At 44.5% G+C, this 26,050-nt stretch carries 23 protein-coding genes and 3 riboswitches; of the genes, 12 read left to right on the top strand and 11 right to left on the bottom strand.

Annotation, left to right across the window (positions count from 1 at the left end; translation table 11 throughout):
- Positions 1-30 precede the first annotated feature (30 nt).
- The 3 genes from leuC to ilvA all read left to right on the top strand — a co-directional run bounded on the left by leuC (position 31) and on the right by ilvA (position 3,159).
- Entirely contained in the window at positions 31-1,449 is a 1,419-nt protein-coding gene (leuC, locus tag LQ226_RS00900; RefSeq protein WP_231415874.1) for a 3-isopropylmalate dehydratase large subunit, read from the top strand.
- A gap of 89 nt (positions 1,450-1,538) precedes the next feature.
- Complete coding sequence (gene leuD, locus LQ226_RS00895) at positions 1,539-2,129, top strand: 3-isopropylmalate dehydratase small subunit (RefSeq protein ID WP_231415872.1); 591 nt, start codon at positions 1,539-1,541, stop codon at positions 2,127-2,129.
- A 43-nt stretch (positions 2,130-2,172) separates the two neighbouring features.
- Positions 2,173-3,159 carry a threonine ammonia-lyase gene (gene ilvA, locus LQ226_RS00890; protein WP_231415871.1) on the top strand — a complete coding sequence of 329 codons (987 nt, stop codon included), beginning with the start codon at positions 2,173-2,175 and terminating at the stop codon, positions 3,157-3,159.
- A gap of 511 nt (positions 3,160-3,670) precedes the next feature.
- On the opposite strand, the gene thiW is transcribed toward ilvA, so the two are convergent.
- Positions 3,671-4,159 (bottom strand): energy coupling factor transporter S component ThiW, encoded by a 489-nt coding sequence (gene thiW, locus LQ226_RS00885; protein ID WP_231415869.1) that lies wholly within the window; start codon positions 4,157-4,159, stop codon positions 3,671-3,673.
- Between the two features lie 82 nt (positions 4,160-4,241).
- Positions 4,242-4,351, bottom strand: a riboswitch (TPP riboswitch).
- Positions 4,352-4,765: 414 nt separating this feature from the next.
- A riboswitch (TPP riboswitch) is annotated at positions 4,766-4,873 on the top strand.
- 175 nt (positions 4,874-5,048) lie between these two features.
- On the opposite strand from thiW, the gene tenA reads away from it, so the two are divergent.
- From tenA to LQ226_RS00860, 5 genes are all read left to right on the top strand, one after another.
- Positions 5,049-5,747 (top strand): thiaminase II, encoded by a 699-nt coding sequence (gene tenA, locus LQ226_RS00880; RefSeq protein ID WP_231415866.1) that lies wholly within the window; start codon positions 5,049-5,051, stop codon positions 5,745-5,747.
- On the top strand, positions 5,740-6,555 hold the full coding sequence (gene thiD / locus LQ226_RS00875) for a bifunctional hydroxymethylpyrimidine kinase/phosphomethylpyrimidine kinase (RefSeq protein ID WP_231415864.1): 816 nt from the start codon (positions 5,740-5,742) through the stop codon (positions 6,553-6,555). Before tenA ends, thiD begins: the two co-directional genes overlap by 8 nt.
- Positions 6,555-7,334, top strand: coding sequence for a hydroxyethylthiazole kinase (gene thiM / locus LQ226_RS00870; RefSeq protein ID WP_231415863.1), 780 nt, complete (start codon positions 6,555-6,557; stop codon positions 7,332-7,334). The genes thiD and thiM overlap by 1 nt, the downstream gene beginning before the upstream one ends.
- Entirely contained in the window at positions 7,331-7,960 is a 630-nt protein-coding gene (gene thiE, locus LQ226_RS00865) for a thiamine phosphate synthase (RefSeq protein ID WP_231415861.1), read from the top strand. Before thiM ends, thiE begins: the two co-directional genes overlap by 4 nt.
- Positions 7,961-8,170: 210 nt before the next feature.
- A complete protein-coding gene (locus LQ226_RS00860; RefSeq protein ID WP_231415860.1) occupies positions 8,171-9,862 on the top strand; it encodes a methyl-accepting chemotaxis protein in 1,692 nt (563 codons plus the stop codon).
- 706 nt (positions 9,863-10,568) lie between these two features.
- On the opposite strand, the gene LQ226_RS00855 is transcribed toward LQ226_RS00860, so the two are convergent.
- Entirely contained in the window at positions 10,569-11,732 is a 1,164-nt protein-coding gene (locus tag LQ226_RS00855; RefSeq protein WP_231415859.1) for an iron-containing alcohol dehydrogenase, read from the bottom strand.
- An 89-nt stretch (positions 11,733-11,821) separates the two neighbouring features.
- The gene (locus LQ226_RS00850; RefSeq protein ID WP_231415858.1) at positions 11,822-12,703 is read right to left on the bottom strand and encodes a LysR family transcriptional regulator; all 882 of its coding nucleotides are present in this window, start codon (positions 12,701-12,703) and stop codon (positions 11,822-11,824) included.
- Positions 12,704-12,804: 101 nt separating this feature from the next.
- On the opposite strand from LQ226_RS00850, the gene LQ226_RS00845 reads away from it, so the two are divergent.
- The gene (locus LQ226_RS00845) at positions 12,805-13,350 is read left to right on the top strand and encodes a flavodoxin family protein (protein ID WP_231415856.1); all 546 of its coding nucleotides are present in this window, start codon (positions 12,805-12,807) and stop codon (positions 13,348-13,350) included.
- Between the two features lie 36 nt (positions 13,351-13,386).
- Here the strand turns inward: LQ226_RS00845 and LQ226_RS00840 are convergent, their stop codons facing one another.
- From LQ226_RS00840 to LQ226_RS00815, 6 genes are all read right to left on the bottom strand, one after another.
- Positions 13,387-13,887 carry an STM3941 family protein gene (locus LQ226_RS00840; RefSeq protein ID WP_284526993.1) on the bottom strand — a complete coding sequence of 167 codons (501 nt, stop codon included), beginning with the start codon at positions 13,885-13,887 and terminating at the stop codon, positions 13,387-13,389.
- Between the two features lie 295 nt (positions 13,888-14,182).
- Positions 14,183-15,154: an ABC transporter ATP-binding protein gene (locus tag LQ226_RS00835; RefSeq protein ID WP_231415851.1), complete on the bottom strand. Its 972-nt coding sequence runs from the start codon at positions 15,152-15,154 to the stop codon at positions 14,183-14,185.
- On the bottom strand, positions 15,151-16,125 hold the full coding sequence (locus LQ226_RS00830) for an ABC transporter ATP-binding protein (protein ID WP_231415849.1): 975 nt from the start codon (positions 16,123-16,125) through the stop codon (positions 15,151-15,153). Before LQ226_RS00830 ends, LQ226_RS00835 begins: the two co-directional genes overlap by 4 nt.
- A 25-nt stretch (positions 16,126-16,150) precedes the next feature.
- Positions 16,151-17,035 (bottom strand): ABC transporter permease subunit, encoded by an 885-nt coding sequence (locus LQ226_RS00825; RefSeq protein ID WP_231415847.1) that lies wholly within the window; start codon positions 17,033-17,035, stop codon positions 16,151-16,153.
- Complete coding sequence (nikB, locus tag LQ226_RS00820) at positions 17,035-17,964, bottom strand: nickel ABC transporter permease (RefSeq protein ID WP_231415845.1); 930 nt, start codon at positions 17,962-17,964, stop codon at positions 17,035-17,037. Before nikB ends, LQ226_RS00825 begins: the two co-directional genes overlap by 1 nt.
- Positions 17,965-18,031: 67 nt before the next feature.
- Positions 18,032-19,630, bottom strand: coding sequence for a glutathione ABC transporter substrate-binding protein (locus tag LQ226_RS00815; RefSeq protein ID WP_231415843.1), 1,599 nt, complete (start codon positions 19,628-19,630; stop codon positions 18,032-18,034).
- Between the two features lie 163 nt (positions 19,631-19,793).
- Between LQ226_RS00815 and LQ226_RS00810 the strand changes: the two genes are divergently transcribed.
- Positions 19,794-20,531: a gamma-glutamyl-gamma-aminobutyrate hydrolase family protein gene (locus LQ226_RS00810; protein WP_231415841.1), complete on the top strand. Its 738-nt coding sequence runs from the start codon at positions 19,794-19,796 to the stop codon at positions 20,529-20,531.
- A 67-nt stretch (positions 20,532-20,598) separates the two neighbouring features.
- Positions 20,599-20,706: riboswitch (SAM riboswitch) on the top strand.
- Between the two features lie 192 nt (positions 20,707-20,898).
- On the top strand, positions 20,899-22,023 hold the full coding sequence (locus LQ226_RS00805; protein WP_370635410.1) for an aminotransferase class I/II-fold pyridoxal phosphate-dependent enzyme: 1,125 nt from the start codon (positions 20,899-20,901) through the stop codon (positions 22,021-22,023).
- Between the two features lie 106 nt (positions 22,024-22,129).
- Here the strand turns inward: LQ226_RS00805 and LQ226_RS00800 are convergent, their stop codons facing one another.
- On the bottom strand, positions 22,130-23,122 hold the full coding sequence (locus LQ226_RS00800) for a nucleoside hydrolase (protein ID WP_231415837.1): 993 nt from the start codon (positions 23,120-23,122) through the stop codon (positions 22,130-22,132).
- 177 nt (positions 23,123-23,299) lie between these two features.
- Between LQ226_RS00800 and LQ226_RS00795 the strand changes: the two genes are divergently transcribed.
- Complete coding sequence (locus tag LQ226_RS00795) at positions 23,300-25,138, top strand: solute:sodium symporter family transporter (RefSeq protein ID WP_231415835.1); 1,839 nt, start codon at positions 23,300-23,302, stop codon at positions 25,136-25,138.
- 365 nt (positions 25,139-25,503) lie between these two features.
- Here the strand turns inward: LQ226_RS00795 and LQ226_RS00790 are convergent, their stop codons facing one another.
- Positions 25,504-25,911 (bottom strand): hypothetical protein, encoded by a 408-nt coding sequence (locus tag LQ226_RS00790; protein ID WP_231415833.1) that lies wholly within the window; start codon positions 25,909-25,911, stop codon positions 25,504-25,506.
- Between the last annotated feature and the right edge of the window lie 139 nt (positions 25,912-26,050).

Genomic DNA, 26,050 nt, shown 5'->3' with positions numbered 1-26,050 from the left:
TCCCCTATTTTTTCATAAAGGAGTGAGACCATGACCCAGCCCCAAACAATCGTTGAAAAGATTTGGGATCAACATGTTGTCCATCAAAACAAAGGAAAGCCAGACTTACTCTATATCGATCTGCATTTAATCCATGAAGTTACATCACCTCAAGCGTTTGAGGGACTGCGCATGAACGGTCGTTCCGTTCGTCGCCCTGAACGCACATACGCGACGATGGACCATAACGTACCGACACGTGAACGTCACATCATTAAAGATGCTGTCTCTAAGAAACAAATGGAGACGTTAAAACAAAACTGCGATGAATTCGGCATTCGATTAGCCGACATCGATCACCCGGACCAGGGCATCGTTCACGTAATCGGACCTGAGCTTGGTCTTACTCAGCCAGGCAAAACAATCGTTTGCGGAGATAGCCACACTTCCACGCATGGGGCCTTTGGCGCTTTAGCATTTGGTATCGGAACAAGTGAAGTGGAACACGTATTAGCCACACAAACCCTTTGGCAAGCATCTCCGAAGACACTAAATGTGAAAGTGAACGGAGAACTTGGCACAGGGGTTACGGCAAAAGACCTGATCCTTGCTGTGATTGGAAAATACGGCGTCCGCTTTGGCACTGGATATGTGATTGAATATACAGGTGAAGCCATTCGCTCCCTTTCGATGGAACAACGAATGACCGTCTGTAACATGTCCATTGAAGCCGGTGCCAGAGCTGGATTAATCAGCCCGGATGACACGACAGTTGAGTACCTTCGAGGCAAACGCCACGTGCCAGATGGCCAGGCTTTTGAAGAAGCTGCAGCAGCATGGAAGGCCCTTGCAACAGATGAAGGAGCCACTTATGACCATACCCTTGAAATTGATGCCTCTGAAATCGAACCACAGGTGACATGGGGAACAAACCCAGGAATGTGTTTACCGGTTTCAGCATCTGTACCAGATCCAGCTGAAGCTCAAACAGACAATGAGCGCTCAGAGATTGAACACGCTCTACAGTACATGGATTTAAAACCGAATCAGCCGATTTCAGACATTCCAATCGAACACGTTTTCATTGGATCTTGTACCAATTCACGCTTAAGTGATCTCGAAAAAGCAGCTGAAATTGTGCGCGGCAAAACGGTTCATTCATCCGTAACAGCCATCGTTGTACCCGGCTCTCAGTCGGTTAAGCAACAAGCTGAAGCTAAAGGACTGGATGTAATCTTTAAACAAGCCGGATTCGAATGGCGCGATGCCGGTTGCAGCATGTGTCTCGCCATGAATGATGACGTGATCCCACCAGGTGAACGCTGCGCTTCCACGTCTAACCGTAACTTCGAAGGACGACAAGGAACCGACGCACGCACTCACCTGGTAAGCCCAGAAATGGCCGCAGCAGCAGCCATCACAGGCCACTTCACAGACGTCCGCCAATTCACAAACGCATTACAGCACTAAAGGGTGCCTGACACCATTTACTGCACTAAAGCAACACAGCGCGTCTGACACCATTCATCACGCTAAAGCAATAAAGGGGGATTAAGACAATGGAACCGATTCGGAAGCATGAAGGGTTGGTTTATCCGTTAAACCGATCGAATGTCGATACAGACCAAATTATACCGAAGCAATTCTTAAAGCGGATTGAACGACAAGGGTTCGGCCAGTTCCTCTTCTATAACTGGCGCTTTCAGGCTGATGGCACACCGAAGCCTGATTTCACACTAAACTCCCCTAAATACGACGGGGCTTCTGTTCTAGTTGCAGGTGAGAACTTCGGCTGTGGCTCATCTCGTGAGCACGCTCCGTGGGCGCTTGAAGATTATGGCTTTAAAGTCATTCTTGCCCCGAGCTTTGCTGACATCTTCTTTAACAACTGTGTGAAGAACGGCATTCTCGCTGTCACACTTCCAGAAGAAGAGATTAAACAGCTCATTCAAAAAGCAGAAAATGAAACGTACCATTTGACCGCTGACCTTGAAAATCAGGTTATTTACGACAATGAAGGATTTAAGACGTCGTTTGAAGTCAATGAGTACCAAAAAGAAATGTTGATCAATGGGTGGGATGACATTTCCGTCACCCTCACCCATGAAAATAAGATCAAGCAATATGAATCTAACAAAGTAGGAGTGTGAAGACATTGGGAATTGCTTAACAGGAACCAAAATCACGGAGGCGATGGAACATCTTAAAGACGTGGTCCACCGCACCCCCTTAACCACATCAACATCAATCAACGAACGAACAGGAAAACAAGTCTATTTCAAGATGGAAAACATGCAAAAAACAGGCGCATTTAAAGTTCGAGGGGCTAGCTTTAAAGTTTCTCAATTAACAAACGAGGAAGCAAAGCGTGGTGTCATCGCTGCCTCTGCAGGAAATCATGCACAAGGTGTCGCCTTAGCTGCCTCTAAACGCGGGATTAAAGCAAAAATCTTTATGCCTGAAGGGACACCCCAGGCTAAAGTGAGGGCAACAGAAAGCTACGGAGCAGAAATTGTCTTAACCGGCGAATCCTTCCAAGAGTCCTTCGAGGCTGCTTGTGAGGACCAACGCCAGAATGGCAGCGTCTTTATTCATCCTTTCGATGATTATGACGTGATGGCCGGTCAGGGTACGATTGCTCTTGAAATGCTTGAACAAAATCCATCCCTTGATACGCTAATTGTCCCAATTGGAGGTGGTGGACTGATTAGTGGCGTGGCTGTAGCAGCAAAATCTGTTAAGCCGTCAATCAAAATTATCGGCGTACAGTCTAGAGGCGCAAGTGCCATGTACAATCAGTATTACAAACAAGGCCCTTCCACCTTAAAAAGTGTTTCCACCATTGCAGATGGAATCGCCGTGAAGAAACCTGGAGAAAACACGTTCCCACTCATCAAGAAATATGTTGATGAGATCGTAACCGTATCTGAAACACACATCGCCGATGCCATCGTGACGATGCTCGAGCGAAACAAGTCCCTTGTAGAAGGAGCCGGAGCCTCTGCACTTGCAGCGTTACTTGCCCACGGCTCTCACATCCATTCGAATCAAACAGGCATTATCGTAAGTGGAGGCAACATGGACCTCGCCCGATTACCGATGATTCAGGAACTGAGCCAACAACCTGAACCAAGCCCTGTGCCAAACGCTCACAAAAGCTCCCCTTTTGTAGCATCTTGAAAGCTATAACAAAAGCGGAAGCGCCCGGTTAGCGCCGTATAGACTGGACTGAACCGGCGATGAGATCTAGGAAACACGGTGAGCCACCGGCGAATCGATGTTGACTGATCGACCAGAGGTGAGGGAAGTCTACTAGGTGCTGGGCGCTGGAGCTGGATGAACAAAAGCGGAAGCGCCCGGTCAGCACCGTATAGACTGGACTGAACCGGCGATGAGATCTAGGAAACAAGGGAAAGAGCCCATGCCTTATTGGTATGGGCTCATTTTTAGTGAAGTCGTGACAGGCCTATGTTGATCTGTAACCTTTTGAAGAGCTTTTCACCATAAAAGGTCACAGATTCCCTCTATCCGTTACCTTTCATGAGTCACACTTCGTCAAAAGGGCATAGATTCTTCCCCTCTCTTCCCTTTTAAGTACTAATTCCACAAAAAAGGTCACAGATCAAGCTCTTCTCTTCCTTTTTGAAGCTTCACCCCATGTAAAAGGTTATAGATCTATCCATGGTAACCATTAAGCTCTCCGTATACTCAACCGCTCCCCTACTCTCGAAAGCACAAACCACCCAAGAAAAGCCCCTGAAAGACTGCTTACGAAAAACGGTGGTAAAAACGCAAGAGCTCCAACAGAAGTCCCCATAACTACTTTGGCATACAGAACGGCAAAGAGCGCCCCGATCACACCTGAGCCCACTACTTCGCCTAGTACGGCCAACCCTTTTTTCTTCGAGACCTTATATAAAATACCTGCCAAGAAGGCACCGATCATTCCTCCTGGAAAAGCAAGGAGTGTCCCGAGTCCTAAGAGAACACGTAAAACGCCAATCATAAACGCAATCGCTACGGCCGGTATAGGTCCAAGCGTTACCGCAGCTAGCACATTGACAACGTGTTGGACAGGGTAGGCTTTAGCTACTCCAGCCGGAAACCATAACATTTGTGCCCCTAGTGTTCCAATCGCAACAAAGATAGCCATGGTCGTGATCATTCTTGTTTTGTTCATCCATTTCTCTCCCTTTCTGACAAGGGGAAACAAAAAAGCCAGATCTATAATAGACCTGACTTCGAATGGTAGAGTATACAGACGTGTCGCCTGACTACTTCCCTCCGCTGGTATGACCCAGATCAGGTTCGTAAGAGTCAGAAAGCTCGCTTGCTCTCCTCTCAGCCCATTCAGGCTCCCCTAGTAGTTTCATAATGTATTAAACTTTGTTAATCAGATTAACACAAACTTCCACCTTTGCAAATCTTTTTTATGAATGGTCGTTCTTTGTGAATGTATGTTTCTTTTCAGTTATATCAGTATTAAGTATTGGTTCGCTGGTTTTACTTCCCCCTCTCCCATTAAGGCATGTTTCCGTTCTTCTTTTTTTTCGTAAAGGTGGTCCGTGAAACTGCGAGACTCCTGTGGGAGAAAGAGGTCGACGAGACCCCGGACTGAACGAAGTGATGGAGGAGGCTCGACAGCTCGCCCGCGGAAAGGGAGTAGTTTCACGGACCACCTTACTCTCAATTACATTAACGGAAACATTTCTGAATCTCCCCCTACCAATTTCTATCACAGTAGACAATCCAAGGAAACCTATGTTAAGGTAACGGTACAATATAGGAAGTCCACTAGGGGCGCCCATTTTTTTGGCTGAGATAAGGAGTCATCCTTGGTCCCTTTGAACCTGATCTGGTTAGTACCAGCGAAGGGAAGTGGAGTCGGTTGGATTTATCTATATATGATTTTGAGAGCGTCCATTTGTTGTACTCTCTTAATCTATACTTTCGTAAACCCAAAAACCGCTCCAGTTCTAAGGAGCGGTTTTTTTATATTTATCCCCCAACCCCCTCCCTCCTCACTACCTGGTTCACTTCCTATAAATAAAAAACCAGGAGGAACAATCATGTCATTTACTGAACAACTTCGTCACGACGCACACCCTATTTTCGAAGCAATTTTCAACCATCCGTTCGTAAAAGGAATCGGAGAAGGCAACTTGCCAAAAGAAGCTGTCGCTCACTATGTTAAGGCAGATGCAGAATACCTTCATGCCTTCATGAATGTGTACGGCACTGCGATCTCGAAGTGCACGGACAAGGAGGACATTGCGTTTTTCAAAGAAAATATTGAATTTGTCCTTCATAGCGAAATCCATCCACACCATAATCTTTGCACATATATCAACACGCCCTATGAAGATTTACAAGGATACCCTCTGCCTCCTACGGCTGATCATTATATTAAACATATGAAAACGACTGCCCATGAAGGAACACTTGGTGAGATTCTGGCAGTGCTCCTTCCATGCCCTTGGACGTACCTTGAAATTGGACATTACCTGATGGATCACGTTCAGCCAACACCGGAGCACCCGTTCTATGAATGGATTACGTTTTATGTAAACGATGAAATCCAAGATACGACAAACCAACTGCGCAGTAAATTAGACGCTTGGGCAGAAACTGCTTCACCAAGGGAGAAGAAAGCGATGAAAGATGCCTTTATTAAGAGCTGTCAATTGGAATGGGCGTTTTGGGAAATGGCCTACCGCCAGGAAACGTGGCCGACATCTGCTATTAAAGAGGTGACCCGTCATGCGTAGCGTAAAAGGAGCTCTAACGATTGCCGGCACAGATCCAAGCGGTGGTGCTGGCATACAGGCCGATCTGAAAACATTTCAGGAACTAGATGTGTATGGCATGTCTGTGATCACTTCAGTCGTTGCCCAAAACACGATGGGCGTTAGAGGGGTTCGTCATTTAGAAGCAGATTTTATCAAGCAACAGCTTGAAGCTGTCACAGACGACATGCCTGTGCAAGCTGTCAAAACAGGGATGATTGCAAATGCCAAGATGATTGAAACGATAGCCAATCATTTACGCCCCCTTCACCTCCCCCTTTGTGTGGATCCTGTTATGATCGCTCAAAGCGGTGATGCACTAGTGGATGACAAAGCGCTTCAAACCATGCGGGATCAATTGCTTCCCCTCGCAACAATCGTTACGCCAAACATCCCTGAAGCGGAAGCATTAACCGGGAATAGCGTGAAATCTGAGGAAGACCGGAAAGAGGCAGCGAAGAGAATCGTGCATGAATTTGGCTCTTCTGCGGTTGTGATTAAAGGGGGGCATTTGAACGGAGAAGCGACTGATCTCTTCTACGACGGGACGAGGTTCGAAACGTTTACATCCCCCCGCTTTGAGACAAAGCATACCCACGGGACAGGGTGCACCTTTGCTGCGGCCATCACAGCTGAGCTCGCAAAAGGGGAAAGTCTGAAGGAAGCCGTTAAAACAGCGAAGTCCTTCATCACGCTTGCCATCCACCATACGCTTGAGATCGGTCAAGGCCAGGGCCCTACAAACCACTGGGCTTATAAAGAAACCATTCGGAAAGGAGAATATGTGTAATGTCTTATTTACAAAAACTGAGGGAAACGACGCCACTCATTCATAATCTGACGAATGAAGTGGTGATGAACTTTACTGCTAATGGGTTATATGCCATTGGGGCAGCGCCTGTTATGTCAAAAGCATTAGATGAAGTTTCTGATATGGCAACCATCACAAACGGGGTTCTTTTAAACATCGGTACCCTTACTTCAAGCGACGTTGAAGCGATGTTTCTTGCAGGAAAAGCCGCAAATAAAAAAGGAATTCCGGTTGTCCTTGACCCAGTAGCTGCTGGCGCTACCTCGTATCGCCTTGAAACATGTCATAAACTTCTTGAAGAACTTGATATTACAGCGATCCGCGGAAATGCAGGTGAGATTGCCGCATTAATCGGTGATGAACAGTGGGCATCACGAGGTGTAGACGCTAGAGGCAATGGAGATGTCGTAAGCCTCGCACAAAAAGCTGCAGCCACCTTCCGTACCCTTATTGTGCTGACTGGCGAAACGGACGTGATTGCTTCTGAGGATGAAACGGTGGTATGCCGAAACGGGACACCTCTCCTTGGGTCCGTGACAGGTACAGGATGCTTGTTTAGTTCTGTGCTGACTGCCTTCCTCACCCTTGAAGGCCCAGCAATTGAAAAGGCAACAGAAGCGATTAGAACGTATACCGTCGCAAGTGAAATGGCCGCAGAACACCCACAGGTGAAAGGCCCTGGAACGCTTCATCCTTATTTTCTTGATGCGTTATATGCGATTACTCCTGAGGATGTCGAAAAGAGACTAGTCCGATGAAGAAAGAAGATTTAAAGCTCTACTTCATTATGGGTAGTCAAGACGCTACACGGGACCCACGGATGATTTTACAAGATGCCATTAAGGGTGGAATCACCTGCTTTCAATTTCGTGAAAAAGGTCCAGGATGCGCATCAGGAGCAGCAAAAGTAAAATTAGCGCAAGATTTGAGAAGGATCTGCCTGGAAAATGGGATTCCTTTTATCGTCAACGATGATGTAGAGCTTGCTCTTACGTTAGACGCTGATGGGATCCACGTTGGTCAAGATGTTATGGATATCCATGAGGTTATAGAGAGGTGTAAAGATATGTGGGTCGGCCTTTCTGTTACTTCGGTTCAGGAAGCGATAAGTGCCCCTCTTCTATCGATCGATTACCTGGGTGTCGGTCCAATCTATCAGACTTCTACGAAGAAAGATGCGAAATCACCGATTGGGTTAGACGGTTTAAGGGAGATTCGGAACAACGTGAAGACCTTCCCGGTTGTGGCGATTGGAGGAATCAACGCTTCTAATCTGAAAGAAGTTGTAGAAGCAGGAGCAGACGGAGGCTCTTTCATCTCTTCGATTACAGCTTATGATGATGCTACAAAAGCCGCCAGGGAGCTTTATAATGCTATTATGTAACTTAAGCCAGGGTCCTGCCCTGGCTTTTTTGAATAGAGAACTTCCCCACTTTGCCGAAGTGTAAATTTTCTAATATTTTTGTCTATTTTTAGTTGATTTTGTATAAGATTGGTCGATAAAAAAGATGGTAGGATTTTTTACCTAGCCACGAAGGATATAAAGGAGACTTAAGATGGAGATTTTATAAAATCATACGAAAGGGTGTGCCACTTGAAGATCTCAAAGTTAGTGAAAGTTATTGGCTTTACAGTTTCAGTTCTTGGTGTCATTGGACTTATCTGCTTATCATTACTCTTTGTAAGCATCAGTAGCCGAACAGAAGCTGTCGACCAACAAATGAAGTTTCAAAACCTTGGACTACAAGTTCAGGAAGCATCAGATTACTTAACCAATCAAGTACGGATTTATTCTCAGTACGGAGACCCTCAAAACCTCGAAAACTACAACACAGAAGTTGAAAAGACTAAGCGCAGAGAAAAGGCGTTAACTGAACTCTCTTCCTATAATATCCCTAAGGACATTATGGCGAACGTAGAGAAAGCCACAGAACAATCCAATGAGTTAGCTAAAGTAGAGGACAAAGCGATTTCGTTTGTAGAAACGAGCAATATGGAAATGGCACAAATGAAAGTGTTCGACCAAAACTACCAAAGGAAGAAAGCGGATATTGATGAGAATCTAGCTACGTTTCAAGAAGAACTTATGGCGCTTGGCGCTCGTAACGCAGCGGATGCAAAACAACAGATGGATTTATTCTTATACTTAACGATTGGATCCGTTGGACTAATGGTTTTATTAAGTATTACTACATATATGACGCTGTATCGTCGCATTAAACCGTTAGGAAAAGTGACGCACTTGGCTAAGGAAGTTGCTCAGGGGCGTTTAGATTCTGAAGATGTTCAACATAAGTCAAAAGATGAGATCGGTATGCTAACGAAAGCGGTGAACGGGATGAAAAATGACCTCCGTTCGATGATATCTAACATTGCTGAGGTCTCCTCTACTGTAACGAAGCAAAGCGAAGAGTTTACTCAATCCTCTTTTGAAGTAAAAGAAGGTAGTGAACAAATCGCCGTTACGATGGAAGAATTATCTTCAGGAGCTGAAACGCAAGCTACGAGCTCCTCTCGCCTAGCGGTCATGATGGATCACCTTCTTCAGGAAATCACACAAGCTCATGCAAGCGGCGAAACGATTTCAAAGACCTCCGGAAATATATTAACGATGACAAAAGAAGGGTCTGACCTGATGAATCAGTCCGTTGATCAGATGAAGCGGATCGACAGCATTGTGAAGACATCGGTCGAAAGTGTCAGAGGGTTAGATACTCAATCGAAAGAAATCTCTAAACTTGTTCAGGTGATTCGGGATATTGCTGAACAGACGAATCTTTTATCATTAAACGCTGCCATTGAAGCGGCTCGTGCAGGTGAGCATGGGAAAGGATTTGCGGTCGTTGCCGATGAGGTTCGGAAATTAGCGGAACAAGTGTCCCATTCTGTTGTGGAAATTACTAGCATCGTTGGGACGATTCAAACTGAATCCTCCACCGTTGTTCAGTCCCTTGAACAAGGCTACGCAGAGGTTGATAAAGGGTCGAAACAAATTGAGGTAACGGGCAAAACGTTTGAAAATATTTATCAGTCCGTTACAGATATGACGTCAAACATTCAGCAAGTTACAACGACGTTAACCGAGATTGTGGATAATAGCCAGGAGATGAATCATTCGATTGAAGAGATTGCTTCGGTGTCAGAAGAATCAGCTGCAGGGGTCGAGCAGGCTGCGGCTTCTGCGCAGCAGTCTAGTAGTTCTATGGAAGAGATTTCTCATCGTTCTAAGGAACTTGCTGAGCTTTCTGAGCGTTTAGATGGCGAAGTGAAGCGGTTTACGTTTTAGGGGACGGGGCCGTTACGTTGAAAAGTGCTTGGGCTTGCCCGGGGACCACTCGCTTTCCTGCGGGGAGCTGGGAAGCCTCCTCGTTCGCTATCGCTCACTGCGGGGTCTCCCCTAGGCTCCTTACCCCGCGGGAGTCTCGCAGTCTACGGGCAAGCCCTGACTAAAATTGCATAACGGCCCCCAGCTAATTAGATGCTCCTGCGAAAAGACAGGCTTCAGAGATCCCACAAGGAGTGAAACATCTTAGGAAACGAGTGTTTTCAAAAGACCACCTTTTCTACCCTTTAGCGAACAAGTAAAAAAACACTTAAGCCTCATGCTTAAGTGTTTTTTATTTACAAGAAATCTTTTGATCGTCTTCTTTTATTAATTCATCCAATTTTTGAATCAGTAGATCAATGTCTTCTTTCGTAATTCGGTTTTGTGTGTCGTTTTCCATGTGTGATCGATTCCTTATGTGTTCATGTTTGGTGACTGATTTGTAAATGCAATGTCAGTCAAATTGCCTATTCTAGTATATAAAATACCATATTCGGGACTCTTTTACTATCATTTTATTCTCTTGATGTGTTTCTTCGTTAAACCTTAGGGCGATGGATGAACGCTTACCTGATGCGCTGGTTGAAATAGCTGATTCCTTATAGTGAATTTGGATGTAGATCAAAAGGAAGCCCTACCTAAGTATAAGTAGGGCTTCCTTTTTGTTTTATAAAGAACGTTTAAGAATATCTAGAACACTACTGTGGTCCATTTCTTTATACGTTCCAACGCCTGGTTTTATGAATGTCTTCTCCACGATGGCTTTAAAGTGGCGTTCATCAATACTATAATCACTTAATCGGTTTGGGGCCCCGATTGAATTCCAGAACGCGCGTAAAGCCTTCGCACCTTCTCGGGCTACCTCTATCTCCTCTTTCCCCTCAGGGGATACACCCAAGACATTGACAGCGAGCTGTTTCACACGTGAAGGATCTTCTTCAAGCACATGGTCTAGCCAGTTTGGGAAAAGAACCGCAAGTCCTCCTCCATGAGGGATATCATAGACCGCACTTAATGCGTGTTCAATACGATGCGTGGCCCAGTCTCCCCCATCTGTTCCATTTGAGAGCGTTCCATTAAACGCCGTCGTGCTCACATACATCATCGTTTCCCGGTGTTCAAAGGACTGAGGGTTCTCTACTAGATTCGGTCCTGTTTCCATAGCTGTTCGTAACAATGATTCAATAAATCCATCAATCATGGGTGTATTCGGTGTGCGATGGAAGTAGTGCTCAAGCGCATGTGACATACTATCCACGATTCCATAGACCGTTTGATCCTGGGGGACAGAGAGGGTGTAAGAAGGATCTAAGATTGAGAAAGTTGGATAGACATGAGACGAACTCCATCCGATTTTATCTTTTGACTCCCAGTTTGTAATAACAGAGACTGGATTCATCTCTGAACCTGTGGCAGCTAAGGTAAGCACTGTTCCAAACGGAAGGGCTGATTCGATGGGAGCTTTTTGAGTGAAGAGATCCCAGGCTTCTCCTTCATAATTGGCAGCAGCTGAAATGCCTTTCGTGCAGTCGATCACACTACCTCCTCCTACAGCTAGAAGGTAGTTGATTCCTTCCTCTTTACAGATCTCAACCCCTTTTTCCACTGTCGCTAATCGGGGATTCGGTTCTACACCCGCTAATTCAAAAACGGTGGCATGAATGGCGTTGAGCTGTTTGATCGCTTCCTTATAGACACCGTTACGTTTAATACTTCCCCCTCCATAAACAAGGAGCACTCGACTTTCTTTTGCAATTTCTTTTGTTATATATTCAATTTGTCCTTTTCCAAAGTACAGTTTAGTTGGATTGTGTTGTAAAAATGTATGCATTTCGATCACCTCACCCGAAATCATACCACGGGCTTAAGCGATCCGTTATGCAGTGTTTTCTATAATGGGTATCAAAAAAGATGATGCCCCTATCCCGCTTCTTCTGTAATCAGACTTAATAACTCTTTTATCGGAGGTGTAATCCACTTTTTCTTCTGATAAACGAGTTGAGTCCAAAGCGTCAGTTTCTCATGATGAAAGGGCAGTGAGATGAGTTTCTGATCTTTTAGTTCTTGTTCAATCGTAATTCTCGGAAGGAGAGCGATCCCAAGGCCATCTGCTACACATTGCTTGATTGCTTCTAAGCTTGTAAAAGAAATAACAGGTCCTATTTCTACCCCTTCTTCACGAAGCAAGTCTTCAAGAAGCGTGCGATAGGAACAGCCTTGTTCTGTTAAAATGAGTGTTTCTTTCCCTAGTGCTTCAAGATCCACCTCTTCCTCTGCCAGGGCATGTCCAGGTGGTGCAATAACTACTAGCTCTTCCTCCCGGATCGGAATGGTAGTGAGGCTCGGATGATTGATATACCGATCTAGCAGAATGGCCACGTCAAAATTTGCTTCTACGGTACCTTGCTTTAAATTCGGACAGAGTCCTGCTTCAAGTTGAATGATAAGATCAGGATGCCTGGTTTTTAACGATTTAATATATGGCGTGATAAAGTAAGCGGCCAGTGATTCTACCGTACCAATCCGGATCGTCCCTCTTACGGAAGTCTCTTCAGACAGACGCATCTTTGCCTCGTCTAGAAGATCGGTCACTTGTTTTGTATAATGGAGCAGCTCCTCCCCAGATGTGGTGAGGCGCATCCGTTGACCGACTCGTTCAAACAATTTCACGCCGTAGTGATCCTCTAATTTCTTGATATGTGTCGTCACGCTTGATTGCGCATAGCCAAGCACTTCTCCTGTCTTTGTATAACTGCCTGTCTTGGCTACTTCATGAAACGTTTCTATATAGTTCAGATCCATACTGGCCCTCCATCAATATTTTTAATAATAAGTATCATCTATTATAGATAACGTTGATAGAAGAAACAATGATACACTTTCATCATGGAGGGGTGAGAAGGATGAAAATTTTAACGATTCTCGGTAGTTCGAGACGCGAGGGAAATACAGAGTACCTCGTAAGAAAAATTGTGGACGGCGTGCAACACACAGAGCTATTTCTAGGAGATTATAAACTCGATCCTATTATTGATGAGCGACACCGTGAAGGCGGTTTTAACGAAACACATGATGACTATGAATCCGTCTTAGAGCAGTTACTGGCTCATGATATTATTGTGTTTGCAACACCCGTTTATTGGTTTGGCATGTCTGCACAAATGAAAGTTTTCTTTGATCGCTGGAGTCAATATTTAAGAGATGAACGCTTTAATATGAAAGCAGCTTTGCAGAATAAGCAAGCTTACGTTGTTACGACTGGAGGAAGCAATCCTCACATTACCGCTCTTCCTCTCATTCAGCAGTTTGGTCATATTTTTGATTTTGTCGGGATGACCTATAAAGACTATATGATTGGGAATGCGGTGAAGCCAGGAGAAGTAAAAGAGGATATTTTGGCTTTACAGAAAGCCAAACAATGGAATGAACACTTTAAAACGTTGATATAAATAAGCCTTTTCCCTTATTTGGGAAAGGCTTATTTTTTATATCATTTCTTTTCTTTCCAAACGTGTGCCTAGTGCTTCCATAAGTCCTTGTGGATCTTTCAGTTGACTCAACATAATGTTATACATGGGATACCCCATCTTTACGTTCATATTGGACAGACGCTTCACTTTCTGTGGCATTTGTTTCGCATAGCGCTCTTCGTCTGCTAACTGTAGTCCTAAGAATCGATTGCGATGGATTTCATACGGAATTACGTCCACAATATCTTCATAAGGGATATGGACCGCTTCATCCCTTGTTACATATAACGTTACTTGTTCATCTGTCAGAATCACATATGGTTTCGTATTGGTCGCCTTTTTGATATAAACGCCTCCACAAATGAGCAGAACGAGTGAAGCGAGTAGAACTAAGGATCCGATGAAGAGTTCGTTATCTGTAAAAGCAAAATAAGAAACGAACGCACAACCGATCCCGATTAAGAAACATAGAACAGTTAAGGAAACGAGTTTCCCCTTAGAATAATAGAAAGTCATCTCTTTCAAAATCTCCTCACACCTCTCCTGGAATGTTTTGGATTAATCTCATTATCCATACCCCATTTCGCCAAAAGAAAACCCGGAAGAGATACGAATCTCTACCGGGCTATCAGTACATTCAGATATTTCATTCGCGCTTTAAAGCACAGACGCGTGTCAGACACCCTTTCGTTCTTTACCGCACTGATTGGTGTCTGGCACGCTTTCGTCCACCACCGCACTGAAGGGTGTCTGACACCCTTTACTTCTCTGCCGCATGAACGCGTGTTTGGCATGCTTTTGTACGGTAAGGTTAGTCGAGGAGGTGGCAGGCGGCGGTGTGGCCTGTGGTTTCGGCTGTTTGGAGTTGTGGTGTTTCGTTTACACAGCGTTCCCATGCGAAAGGACAGCGGGTATGGAAGGGACAGCCTGATGGTGGATTGGACGGGCTTGGCAGGTCTCCTTCAAGGACAATCCGCTCCCTCTTCGCTCTTGGGTCTGGTACGGGCACGGCGGAAAGAAGCGCTCTTGTGTACGGGTGCTGTGGATTTTGAATAATGGATTCGCGATCCCCGACCTCAACGAGCTTTCCTAAATACATAACGCCGATTCGGTCTGAGATGAAGTCAACTACACTTAAGTCATGCGCAATGAATAAGTAGGTTAAGTCGAATTCATCCTGCAGATCCTTCAACAAATTCAATACCTGAGACTGAATGGACACATCTAAAGCTGACACGGGTTCATCGGCAATAATCAACTTCGGTCTCACAGCAAGCGCTCTGGCAATTCCGATGCGCTGCCTTTGACCCCCGCTAAATTCATGAGGATAACGCCCGGCAACTTTTCGAGGTAACCCGACTGTATCAAGCAGTTCATATACCCTCGCATCAATCCCGTTTTCAGTCTCCATTTCATGAACGATTAACGGCTCAGCAATAATATCTCGCACTGTCATTCTTGGATTCAGGGAAGCATAAGGATCCTGGAAGATCATTTGAAAATCTTTTCGAGCTTTCTTTAACTCTCTCCCTGATAACTGATCCATCCGTTGACCATCAAAGGTGATCGTCCCTTCTGTCTCCTCAAGCATTCGCATGATCATTCGACCGGTTGTCGATTTCCCACAACCCGACTCCCCCACAAGCCCAAATGTTTCACCAGGCTTGATATCAAAGGAGATGCCATCGACGGCTTTCACAACCTGTTTGGAACTTTTGCTAAACCCTTTTTGACTGACAAAGTGCTTCTTCAGTCCTTCCACTTTCAGTAATGGCTCGCTCATTCTGTAGCCTCCTCTCGTTCATGCAGCCAGCAACGGTTCTGACCATCAAATAATGGCGGTTCCTCTTCCCAGCAATGATCCATAACAAACGGACAACGGTTGGCGAACTTACACCCTTTAGGACGGTCCTCAACAGTAGGCACCTGACCTTGAATAGATGCTAAGCGATCCTCTTTTGCCCCAAGCTTTGGAATGGATCCTAGTAACCCTTTCGTATACGGGTGCTTCGGATTTTCGAAGATTTCATACACCGTTCCCTGTTCAACGATTCGACCTGAATACATCACAGCGACCCGGTCACACATCTCAGCAATGACGCCTAAATCGTGTGTGATAAAGAGGATCGACGTGTCGTGCTCCTTACGCATGTTGCGCATAACATCTAAGATTTGGGCCTGAATCGTTACATCAAGAGCAGTTGTGGGTTCATCCGCGATCAGAACTTTCGGATCACAAGACATGGCCATCGCAATCATCACACGCTGGCGCATACCACCTGAGAGCTGGTGAGGGTATTCCGTCATGATTTCCTCAGCACGGGGTATGCCTACTTGGTTCAGCATATGAACCGCATGCTTACGGGCATCGGCACCGCTTATTCGTTGATGCTCACGAATCGCTTCGACAAGCTGCTTCCCTATTTTTAAGACAGGGTTTAAGGATGTCATAGGTTCCTGGAAAATCATCGAAATGTCATTCCCGCGAACTTTTCGCTTCTGACGATCTGTGAATTTCAATAAATCTTTTCCTTCAAAAAGGATTTCTCCACCCGTTACTTCTCCTGGCGTCTCATCGAGGAGTTGCATAACGGATAAGGAGGTTACACTTTTTCCACTTCCGGATTCACCGACGAGACCCACAATTTCACCAGGGTAAAGGGATAAATCAATGCCCTCCACCGCCGGAATGGTTTCGCCGTCAACGCGGAAGCTAGTGTAAAGTTGTTGAATCGATAAGATTGGTTCTGTCATAGCACTTCTCTCCCTTCGCTACGGCCTAATCTCGTATTTTCGGATCGAGCGCATCACGCAGTCCGTCCCCTAGTAAATTAAAGGCAAGCACGGTCAGGAAGATCGCAAGCCCTGGGAAAAACGTAACGTGTGGCGCATTATTTAAATAATCGCGACCATTACTTAGCATCGCTCCCCATTCAGGTGTTGACGGGTCTGCACCAAGCCCTAAGAAACTAAGACCTGCTGCAATTAAGATCGCGGACCCGATACGCATTGTAAAGTACACAATGAGTGTCGATACGGTACCTGGGAAGATGTGTTTCATAATGACGCGGAAGTGTGAGGACCCGATCGATTGAGTCGCTTCCACATAGAGCGTTGATTTAATCGCAAGCGTGCTGCTCCGTATGATGCGGGCAAAGACCGGCACACTGAAAATAGCAACGGCCATCACGACATTAAAGAGCCCTGGGCCTAATATGGCAATAATCCCAATCGCAAGAAGCATCCCCGGAAAAGCAAGTAAAACGTCCATGACACGCATAATCGCACTATCGATCCACTTGCCAAAATAGCCGCTAATAATACCTAAAATTGTGCCCAGCAAGGCACCAATAAAGACAGATGATAACCCCACGGAAAGGGAGATCCACGCTCCGTGCAAGATCCGACTGAAGATATCTCTTCCGAAGTCATCCGTCCCGGCTAAGTGTTCCCAAGATGGCCCAGATAATAGGTTGTCATAATCATATTCTTGTGGTCCATAAGGAGCGATCCACGGGCCGAGTATGGCTATAATGAATAATAGGAGTAAAAAGATTCCCGCAGCAAAGGACACTTTCTGTTTCTTAAATGATTTAAAGAACTGCCCGAACGGTGTTACTTTTTTCTCTTCCTGTTCTTCAGGTTTCTTCGCTGCTTCCGCCATTACGATCCCTCCTCATATCGAATTTTTGGATTTAAGAATCCGTATAACAGATCTACTAAAAGGTTAATGAGTAAAAACTCAAGGGAGAATAAAAGAATCTCAGACTGGATCACCGGATAATCCCGTGCAGTAATCGAGTTAATGAGCAATCGGCCAAGACCCGGCCAGCTAAAGATCGTCTCTGTAATAATGGATCCACTTAACAAGAAACCAAACTGTAAACCAGACATTGTCACAACCGGGATTAATGCATTCCTTACAGCATGCCGGTTAATGACTTTATATTCAGTCAGGCCTTTCGAGCGTCCCGTACGTATATAGTCTTCTTTTAACACATCCATTAAAGAGGACCTTGTGAAACGGGCAATGATCGCTGCCACACCAGCTCCTAGAGTAAAGGACGGAAGGATATAGGTCTCAATTCCGCCAATGCCCCCTGTTGGGAACCATCCTAGCTGAACAGAGAACAGTTGAATCATCATAAGACCAAGCCAAAAGGATGGAATCGATACGCCTGATACGGCAAGAAACATAGATAAGTGATCTGGCCACTTGTTTCGTTTAACCGCTGAAATGACACCGATTAACAGTCCAAAAATGAGCGCCCAGGCCATACTGGCTAACGTCAGGCTGAGTGTTGGTCCGAATCGTTCCAACAGCATATCTAAGACTGGGCGTCCTGTTACGATCGATTGACCAAGGTCCCCCTGAAACAAGTTCCCCATATAATCAAAATATTGCTGATAAAGCGGCTGATCTAAGCCATACTTTTCGCGGATATTCTCAATTTCTTCAATCGTTGCATCCGTCCCTGCGATTAGTCTGGCCGGGTCGCCTGGAATTAAATGAACGAACATGAAGGCAATAATAGAAATAACAAATAAAAGCGGAATCATTCCAAGTATCCGCTTCACGCTATACTTCAGCATGAGCTCCCTCCTTTTTTAGGTGATTAAGCAATGAAAGAGGCTGAGCTCATCGCTCAACCTCTCCCGGTTATTCTGATACGATTTCTGCTTGTTTTAAGTCCATTACACCAGAAGGAAGCATCGTTAATCCGTTTACGTAATCTTGCTTTCCATAAAGAAGATCTGGTACAGCAAGAGGAACCCAAGGTGCTTCGTCCCAGATGATTTCTTGTGCTTCTGCGTAATATTCACCGCGCTTCTCGTCATCAGCCGTGGATAATCCTTTTTGAAGAAGCTCATCCACTTTTTCATTCTTATAGTAAGCTGTGTTGTAGGCATCTGGTGGGAATGAGTTGCTGCTAAATAGCGGACGCATACCCCAGTCAGCATCAGCTGTAGATGGAGACCAACCTCCATTGTATAGCTCTAGCTCAGCGTCTTCAGGGTTATCAACACCCCAGATCTTATCGCCTAACGTTCCACCTTCCATTGGTACCACGTTTAACGTGACACCGACTTCGCTTAACTGTTGTTTATAGAATGACATCATTTTTTGCTTTAACGAGCTTGTACCGCCCCAAATAGTTGTTTCAAAGCCATCTGGATAACCTGCTTCTGCAAGTAATTCCTTCGCTTTCTCAGGATCGTACTCATACACTTCTTGTTCTTCATAGTGCTGTGTATTTGGCGCAATCACAGATTTCGTTGTAGACGCATAGCCATCGTACACAACTTTGATATACGCTTCTTTGTCGATTGCATAGTTCAATGCTTTACGAACCTTTGGATTCGTAAATGGTTCTTTCATCGTGTTCATAGAGAAATACTTCACAACAAGAGATGGTTTCGTTTCAATGGAAACCCCGTCTTCTTCTTTAAGTGTCTCAACCTGGTTCGGTGCTACAGGGAATGCGAAATCCGCTTCGCCTGTTTGAAGCATCGCTACGCGTGATCCACTTTCAGGTACCGGTTTGAACTTAATTTGGTCAACTTTCGGTACTCCTTCTTCGCGGTAATCTTCATTCTTCTTAACCGTCAGATGATCGCCGCTTTTCCATTCAACAAATTCAAAAGGTCCAGTACCCGCTGGGTTACGAGCCAGGTCTTGATTGCTTTGTTCTAGTGCTTTCGGGCTGATCATCGCAGCTGCTGGGTGCGCGAAGTTATTCGGCATAGCGCCAAATGGTTCTTTCAGCGTAACTTTCACTTCATATTCACTAAGTACTTCTGTCTTCTCAACAAGTTCAAATAAAGAGGCGCGACGAAGCTGGCTCTCAGGATTGGATAAACGATCGATGTTCGCTTTTACCGCTTCTGCATTAAAAGGAGCCCCGTCGTGGAATTTGATTCCTTCTTTTAATGTAAAAGTAAATTCAGTTGAATCTTCATTCGCACTATAGTCTTTCGCTAAGACTGGTACGATATTTAAATCTTCATCAAATCCAAGTAAGCCTTCGTAAATGGCAGACTGTGCTGAATAAGATTGGTTGTCGTTCGTGTCATGCGGGTCTAAACTTGTAAAGTTGCTCTCCACCGCAATCGTTAATCCTTCTTCACTAGAAGGGGGCGTTGCTTTTTCATTATTTTTAGAAGATGTGTCCTCTTCAGAATCTCCGCCGTTGCTGCAACCAGCCACAACAAGTACGAGGGCAAGAGATAGGACTGTAAGTAACCGTGATAATTTCACCAATAAACTCCCCTTTTAAATTTTTTAATTGAATTTAGACCATTTCACTAGCTATACTATAATGGCATGCAATTCTTATCAAATTACTTGGATTTTATAACAGAAATAGTTCACTGTCAAAAAATAAATATTAAAACTTTAACAAAAAGGAGTTTCCTTTCCTATGAAACCACTTATCGGAATATCTGGAAGTATTATAATTGACCAAGGCGGCCGCTTCCCTGGTTATGACCGCGCCTACGTTAACAATGACTATGTTCAATCCGTATTACGAGCAGGAGGTGTGCCTTTTATTCTCCCTGTATTAGAGGATGATGAAGCCGTCACAGCTCAAGCGGCTGCGATGGATGGTCTTGTTCTTTCTGGAGGCCAAGATGTAAATCCATTACTCTATAATGAAGAACCAAGACCAAAACAAGGCTCCCCGTTCCCAGAGCGTGACCATTCAGAAGCCATTCTCGCTAAAGAAATGATTCGTCAGGGTAAGCCTGTATTTGCGATCTGCCGCGGAGTGCAAATCTTGAACGTAACGTACGGGGGCTCCCTCTACCAAGATGTCTCCTATATGGATCAGGAGCCATTAAAGCACGATCAGTACAATAAACCTTGGCAAGAATCTCATACCATCACAACAGAGCCTGACAGTGTGATGCGCGAACAATTCGGTGAAACAACTATCACAAACTCCTTCCACCACCAGGCCATCAAAGACGTTGCGCCAGGCTTTAAAGCGACAGCCTATGCAGCAGACGGAGTGGTTGAAGCCATAGAGAAAGAAGACACTCAAAGCTTCGTGATCGGTGTGCAATGGCACGCAGAAATGATGACTTCTAAGCATGAGCGCATGCAACAATTATTCGATCGATTCGTCAGAGAAGTCATTAACGTAAAAAAATTCTGATATCTTATTGCATGAACGATTATTTTTTTGTATAGTATAGAGAAAATTAAATCAAACACTTTCTTATTTCTTATTCAGAGAAGCCGAGGGATCTGGTCCGTAGACGCTTCAGCAACCTATCGTACACGATGTGGTGCTCCTTCCAGCAAGTGACGAGTCACTTGAAAGATAAGAAGAAGTGCACCTTACCCGCAAAAGGCTCTTCTTCTGAAGAGCCTTTTTCTAATGCGTTTACGCACTAAAGCACTGACGCGTGTCAGACACGCTTTTGCTCGTTAAAGCAGTGAATGGTGTCTGACACGCTTTCTTACACTAAAGCAGTGACGGGTGTCTGGCACGCTTTACTATACTAAAGGAGATGATAAATGTGAGACGATATGAAATTGAAACGGAATTTGCGCAAACTGGAAACCGAAGTGAGAGTATAACAGGGACGGTCAATCCTCCCCTTTATTTATCAACGGCCTACCGTCATCCTGGGGTTGGTCAATCAATGGGCTATGATTACGTACGAACAGGAAATCCGACTCGTAATCTATTAGAAGATAAAATTGCGGAGCTAGAGAGCGGACGAGAAGGGTTTGCATTCAGTTCAGGAATGGCTGCTATCCAGGCGATTTTCTCCATCTATGAACCTGGAGATCATTTCATTGTGACACAAGACGTCTACGGAGGTTCTTATCGTTTATTTGAAACGCATTTCAAGAAGTTTGGACTTTCTTTCTCCTATGTCCAAGGAAATGGCAGAAAGGAATTTGAAGCCTGTATCCAGTCAAATACAAAAGGCATTTTCATCGAATCACCAACAAATCCTCTTATGCATCAAATTAATATAGAAGAAATCGCTCAGCTTACAAACGAGCGGGACCTTCATTTAATTGTAGATAACACGTTTTATACCCCGTATATCCAGCGCCCTATTGAACTTGGAGCAGATATCGTGATCCACAGTGCAACGAAATACATAGGAGGACACAACGATTGTCTGGCAGGACTTGTCGTCGCCGAAAGTGAAGAGGTATGCACTTCTCTACGTTTAGAACAAAATGGTTCAGGCGCGGTGTTGTCCCCATTTGACAGCTGGCTTTTAATACGAGGCCTTAAAACCCTGCCTCTCCGCATGAAGCAACAGGAACAAAATGCGAAAGAGCTTGTTCAATTTCTCTCCGAACATTCACTAATAGCGGATGTATTATACCCTGGTCGCGGCGGAATGATCTCCTTCCGTGTCACAGAGGAAGCGCTCGCTCCTAAACTACTAGAATACTTTGAGCTTATTACATTTGCTGAGAGCCTTGGTGGGGTGGAAACGTTTATTACCTATCCGGCTACCCAAACCCATGCGGATATCCCAGAAGACGTGCGCACCAGTTACGGCGTCTGCAACCGGCTTCTTCGCCTATCTGTTGGAATCGAATCCATTGAAGATCTCACGGCAGACTTCGCACATGCACTCGACCACGCAAACCAAAGCCTAAGCACCACCAACTAAACCACACTGGTGTCAGACACGCGTCATTCTGATAAAGCAATAAAGCGTGTCTGACACCATTCCTTTCTCTAAAGCATTAAAGGGTGTCTGACACGCTTTATTAGGGTTAAATGTTACCAATAATCGTTGTGGTGATTTCTGTAATAAAGGAAGGGTAATCGATATCGAGTAGTATTTCACAATAGTTATTGAAGGTTTCATTTACCTGGGGTTGGTCCCTGAAATCTGCTACGCTGACCCCTGTGGTTAAGTAAGAAGACTCTTCTACGGTCACATTCCGCTTCACACTTTTAAATAATGATGGGTTCGAAACGTAAACTATTGTTAATAAATCATGCATGGGGGCACCGTTCAAAGAAGGGTGTTGTTTTTGATAAAAAGCATAATACGGTTCATAGAGTTTACCTATCAGAGAGCCAATTTCCGTTACGGATTCACTGACGATATTCTCTACGATATACGGTGTAATAACCCCTTTCATTGAAGCGTTTAAAGGACAGAGAACGATTTTATCAGGTCCTGTATTCTCTAACACTACATTTGCAGCCACGGGATCACCAAAGAAATTGGCCTCCGCATAAGGCGTAACATTTCCAGGTACTAAAAACGCTCCTCCCATAATGACCACCCTTGAGGTCCTCTGCATCCTTTCAGGTGAAATAATGTAAGCCATAGCCAAGGAGGTAAGGCGTCCCATGTTAACAATAACAAGGTCCTCTGTTTCATCAATAATTTCAAACACCTTATCAAAATTATAAAAAGTAAATTCCTCAATCTCTGTCTCTATATTACCTAAGCCACTAATCCCATGGATCTCTTCATAATAAGTAGGCTCATCCCCGGCAAATGCCCGCGAAGCCCCACTGATTAAAGGGACACTTACCTTATTCAACTGTTTTAACACATAATAAGCGTTACGAGTTACTTTTTCTTTTGATACATTCCCGAAGCCTGCCACAACCCCCACAACTCGAATTTCAGGGTGATTAAATGCGTAAAGAAGCGCGAACGTATCATCCACGCCGATATCGGTAAAGATCAGCACATTTTTCAACAGACCATCCCCATTCCCTGCCCAATGCGTTTCATCTTTTTTCACTTTATGCTTTCGTATAAAAATTGTGATAAAAACGCTTTCATAAACATATTCCTAACATTTTTTCAAGTAGGCAAATAGAACCATTTTATACAAAAACTCATATGTTTATGTTTCTAATATACCTTTTAAGGAAATGAGAGGATTAAGTTATTATTTCAAATAAAGGATGGATGCGTTATGCAACAATCAGGACTTTGGCTTACAATTGTATCTTGTATTTTATTCATGGCATTAGTTGCTTACATATCTTACAGGAAAACAAAAGGTAGCACATCCGATTCTGCAGGGTATTTCCTAGCAGGACGAGGATTAACCGGAACCGTTATCGCAGGTTCATTACTTTTAACCAATCTCTCTGCAGAACAACTTGTCGGTTTAAATGGACAAGCCTTCCGAGCAAATTTAACGAACATGGCGTGGGAAGTCACCGCCGCCTTTGCGATCGTTCTACTCGCTCTCTATCTCTTACCTAAATACATGAATGCAAATATCACAACGTTACCAGAATTCCTAAGTAAACGATTTGATGAAGGCGTACGCCGGTATACAGTCATCCTCTTTATGTTAGGGTATGTATTTGTAACTATTCCTTCTATGCTATATTCTGGTGCGCTTGCGGTATTAAAACTGTTTGATGTTCCTTCATTATTAAACTTATCTTACACCCAATCCGTTTGGCTTGTGATTTGGGTTATCGGAATCATCGGAGCTATTTACGCCATCTTTGGTGGTTTGAAAGCCGTTGCGGTATCCGATACGATCAATGGAATCGGTCTCTTAATTGTCGGCGCAATTGTGCCAATATTGGGAATAATTTCACTAGGAAACGGTGAATTCTTAAGCGGGGTTGAGACCCTTACGACAGAGAATGCAGATAAGTTAAACGCAATTGGGGGTCCAGATGATTCTGTACCATTTGGCACAATCTTCTCTGGTCTTCTGTTCGCTAACATGTTCTACTGGGCAACAAACCAGTATGTTATTCAGCGTACACTTGGAGCCGGAAGCTTAAAAGAAGGACAAAAAGGGGTAATCTTCTCTGGGTTCTTCAAACTTCTAGTTCCGTTCTTTATGATGATCCCAGGCGTCATCGCTTTCCATCAGTACGGCGGTGAATTAAAATCAGTAGACTTAGCTTATCCGACACTCGTAGCAAATGTCCTTCCTTCTTACATGAATGGCTTTTTCTTAGCTGTGTTACTTGGAGCTGTATTAAGTTCCTTTAACTCTCTATTAAACAGTGCATCTACGATGTTTGCTTTTGACATTTATAAGACGAGTATTAATAAAAATGCAACAGATCAACAAATGATTCGAGTGAGTAAATGGGTTGGAACGCTAATCGCTTTAGCAACGTTCTTCATCTCTCCGATGCTCTTAAATGCACCAAACGGGCTATGGGATCTAATTCGTAAGTTTACCGGATTCTTTAACATTCCGATTATCACCATTGTCTTAATGGGTGTGTTAACAAAACGAATCCCAGCCCTAGCAGCAAAAGTCGTAGTGATCTTCCACGTATTTGCTTATTACATGATGGTATGGGGCTTCGAACAACTCTTTGGTTTAACCGTATCCATACACTTCATCCATATCTATGGCATCTTATTCGCCACAGAACTTGCGATGATGCTTATTATCGGCTATGTTAAGCCAAGAAGAACAGCTTATCAAATGCCTCACAACCCTAGTGTTGAAATGACACCTTGGAAATATGCCATGCCGACTTCGATCTTCTTGTTCGCATGCGTCGGTCAAACGTATATTGTGTTCTCCCCTATCGGAGTAGCATACACTGAAGGAATCGTTTCCTCTTACTTCTGGCCAGCCACAGGGGTGTTGGCCCTACTGACAGTTGTCTGCATATTGTTTAGCTTACGAAGCTGGAATGAGAAGTATATGAAATCAAGTTCGTTTGGTTCCCTTCGCCAAAAAGGGAAAAACCTTAAGGAACAATGGGGATCATCCTCTTCTAGTGACCAGGTTTATCCTTCTCAAAATAGCAACGAAGTGTAAAAAGAGTGCTGATCCGAATAGGATCAGCACTCTTTTTGGTTGGATCTGTTTGGGTAGGACCGTTACGATTGATGAGTGCTTGGGGTTGCTCGGGGACTACTCGCTTTCCTGCGGGGAGCTGGGAAGCCTCCTCAATCGCTACGCGCTTTCCGGGGTCTCCCCTAGGCTCCTTACCCCGCGGGAGTCTCGCAGTCCCCGAGCAACCCCCTAACTTAAGGAAACGAACGGCCCCGCAATCTCAAGCATGTTGCCGTTAATCTCTTAATCACAAAGGTGGGCCTAGAAACCACGTACCACAGGAAATTGAGTAATTTCCCGAACCTCCTTGCGCTCAACTAAAATTCCGGAAACAACCATACCCACTTTTATTTAGACAAAGGCGATGCATCTGTATAAGAAGCACTCGCATCTTCTTTCCTACTTAGGTAGATGCCAACGGTTAATAGAATAGCAGCGATCAGAAAGATATACATACCAGTTGAAGCAAGGTTAACTTGTTGGCCTAGTATGTTGCCCGTCTTACTCATCATAAAGGCTACAATCGAGACAATTCCCCCGACCGCACTAATATATCCGGCCATACGCCCGATCTTGTTTCCTTTAAGGGCCTGGTATACCGGATAAATAAAGAAGACTAATAAAATGTATCCTTGTTGCTGAAAGCCATTAGCTGACAAAATGCCAAGGTCAACCCACGTAAAGAATAATGAAAGAATAGCCATTGCAGATGCTAATAAAATGAGTTTATTCCCTTTACTTAAATGATTCCACATCCCGCCTCATCTCCTATCGTTTTAGTTCCTTTTGCCCATTATACCCGCTATTTACATAAATTACAAAACCTCCTTCCCTATTATTCTAGACGTTTTAATAGGGTACAACCGTACATTTCAGTAGATACAGAGACAAACC

The organism is Pontibacillus sp. HN14 (assembly GCF_021129245.1).
Lineage (GTDB): Bacteria > Bacillota > Bacilli > Bacillales > BH030062 > Pontibacillus.
Note: the sequence above shows the minus strand (reverse complement) of the source record. Positions and strands in the feature narration are given on the sequence as shown.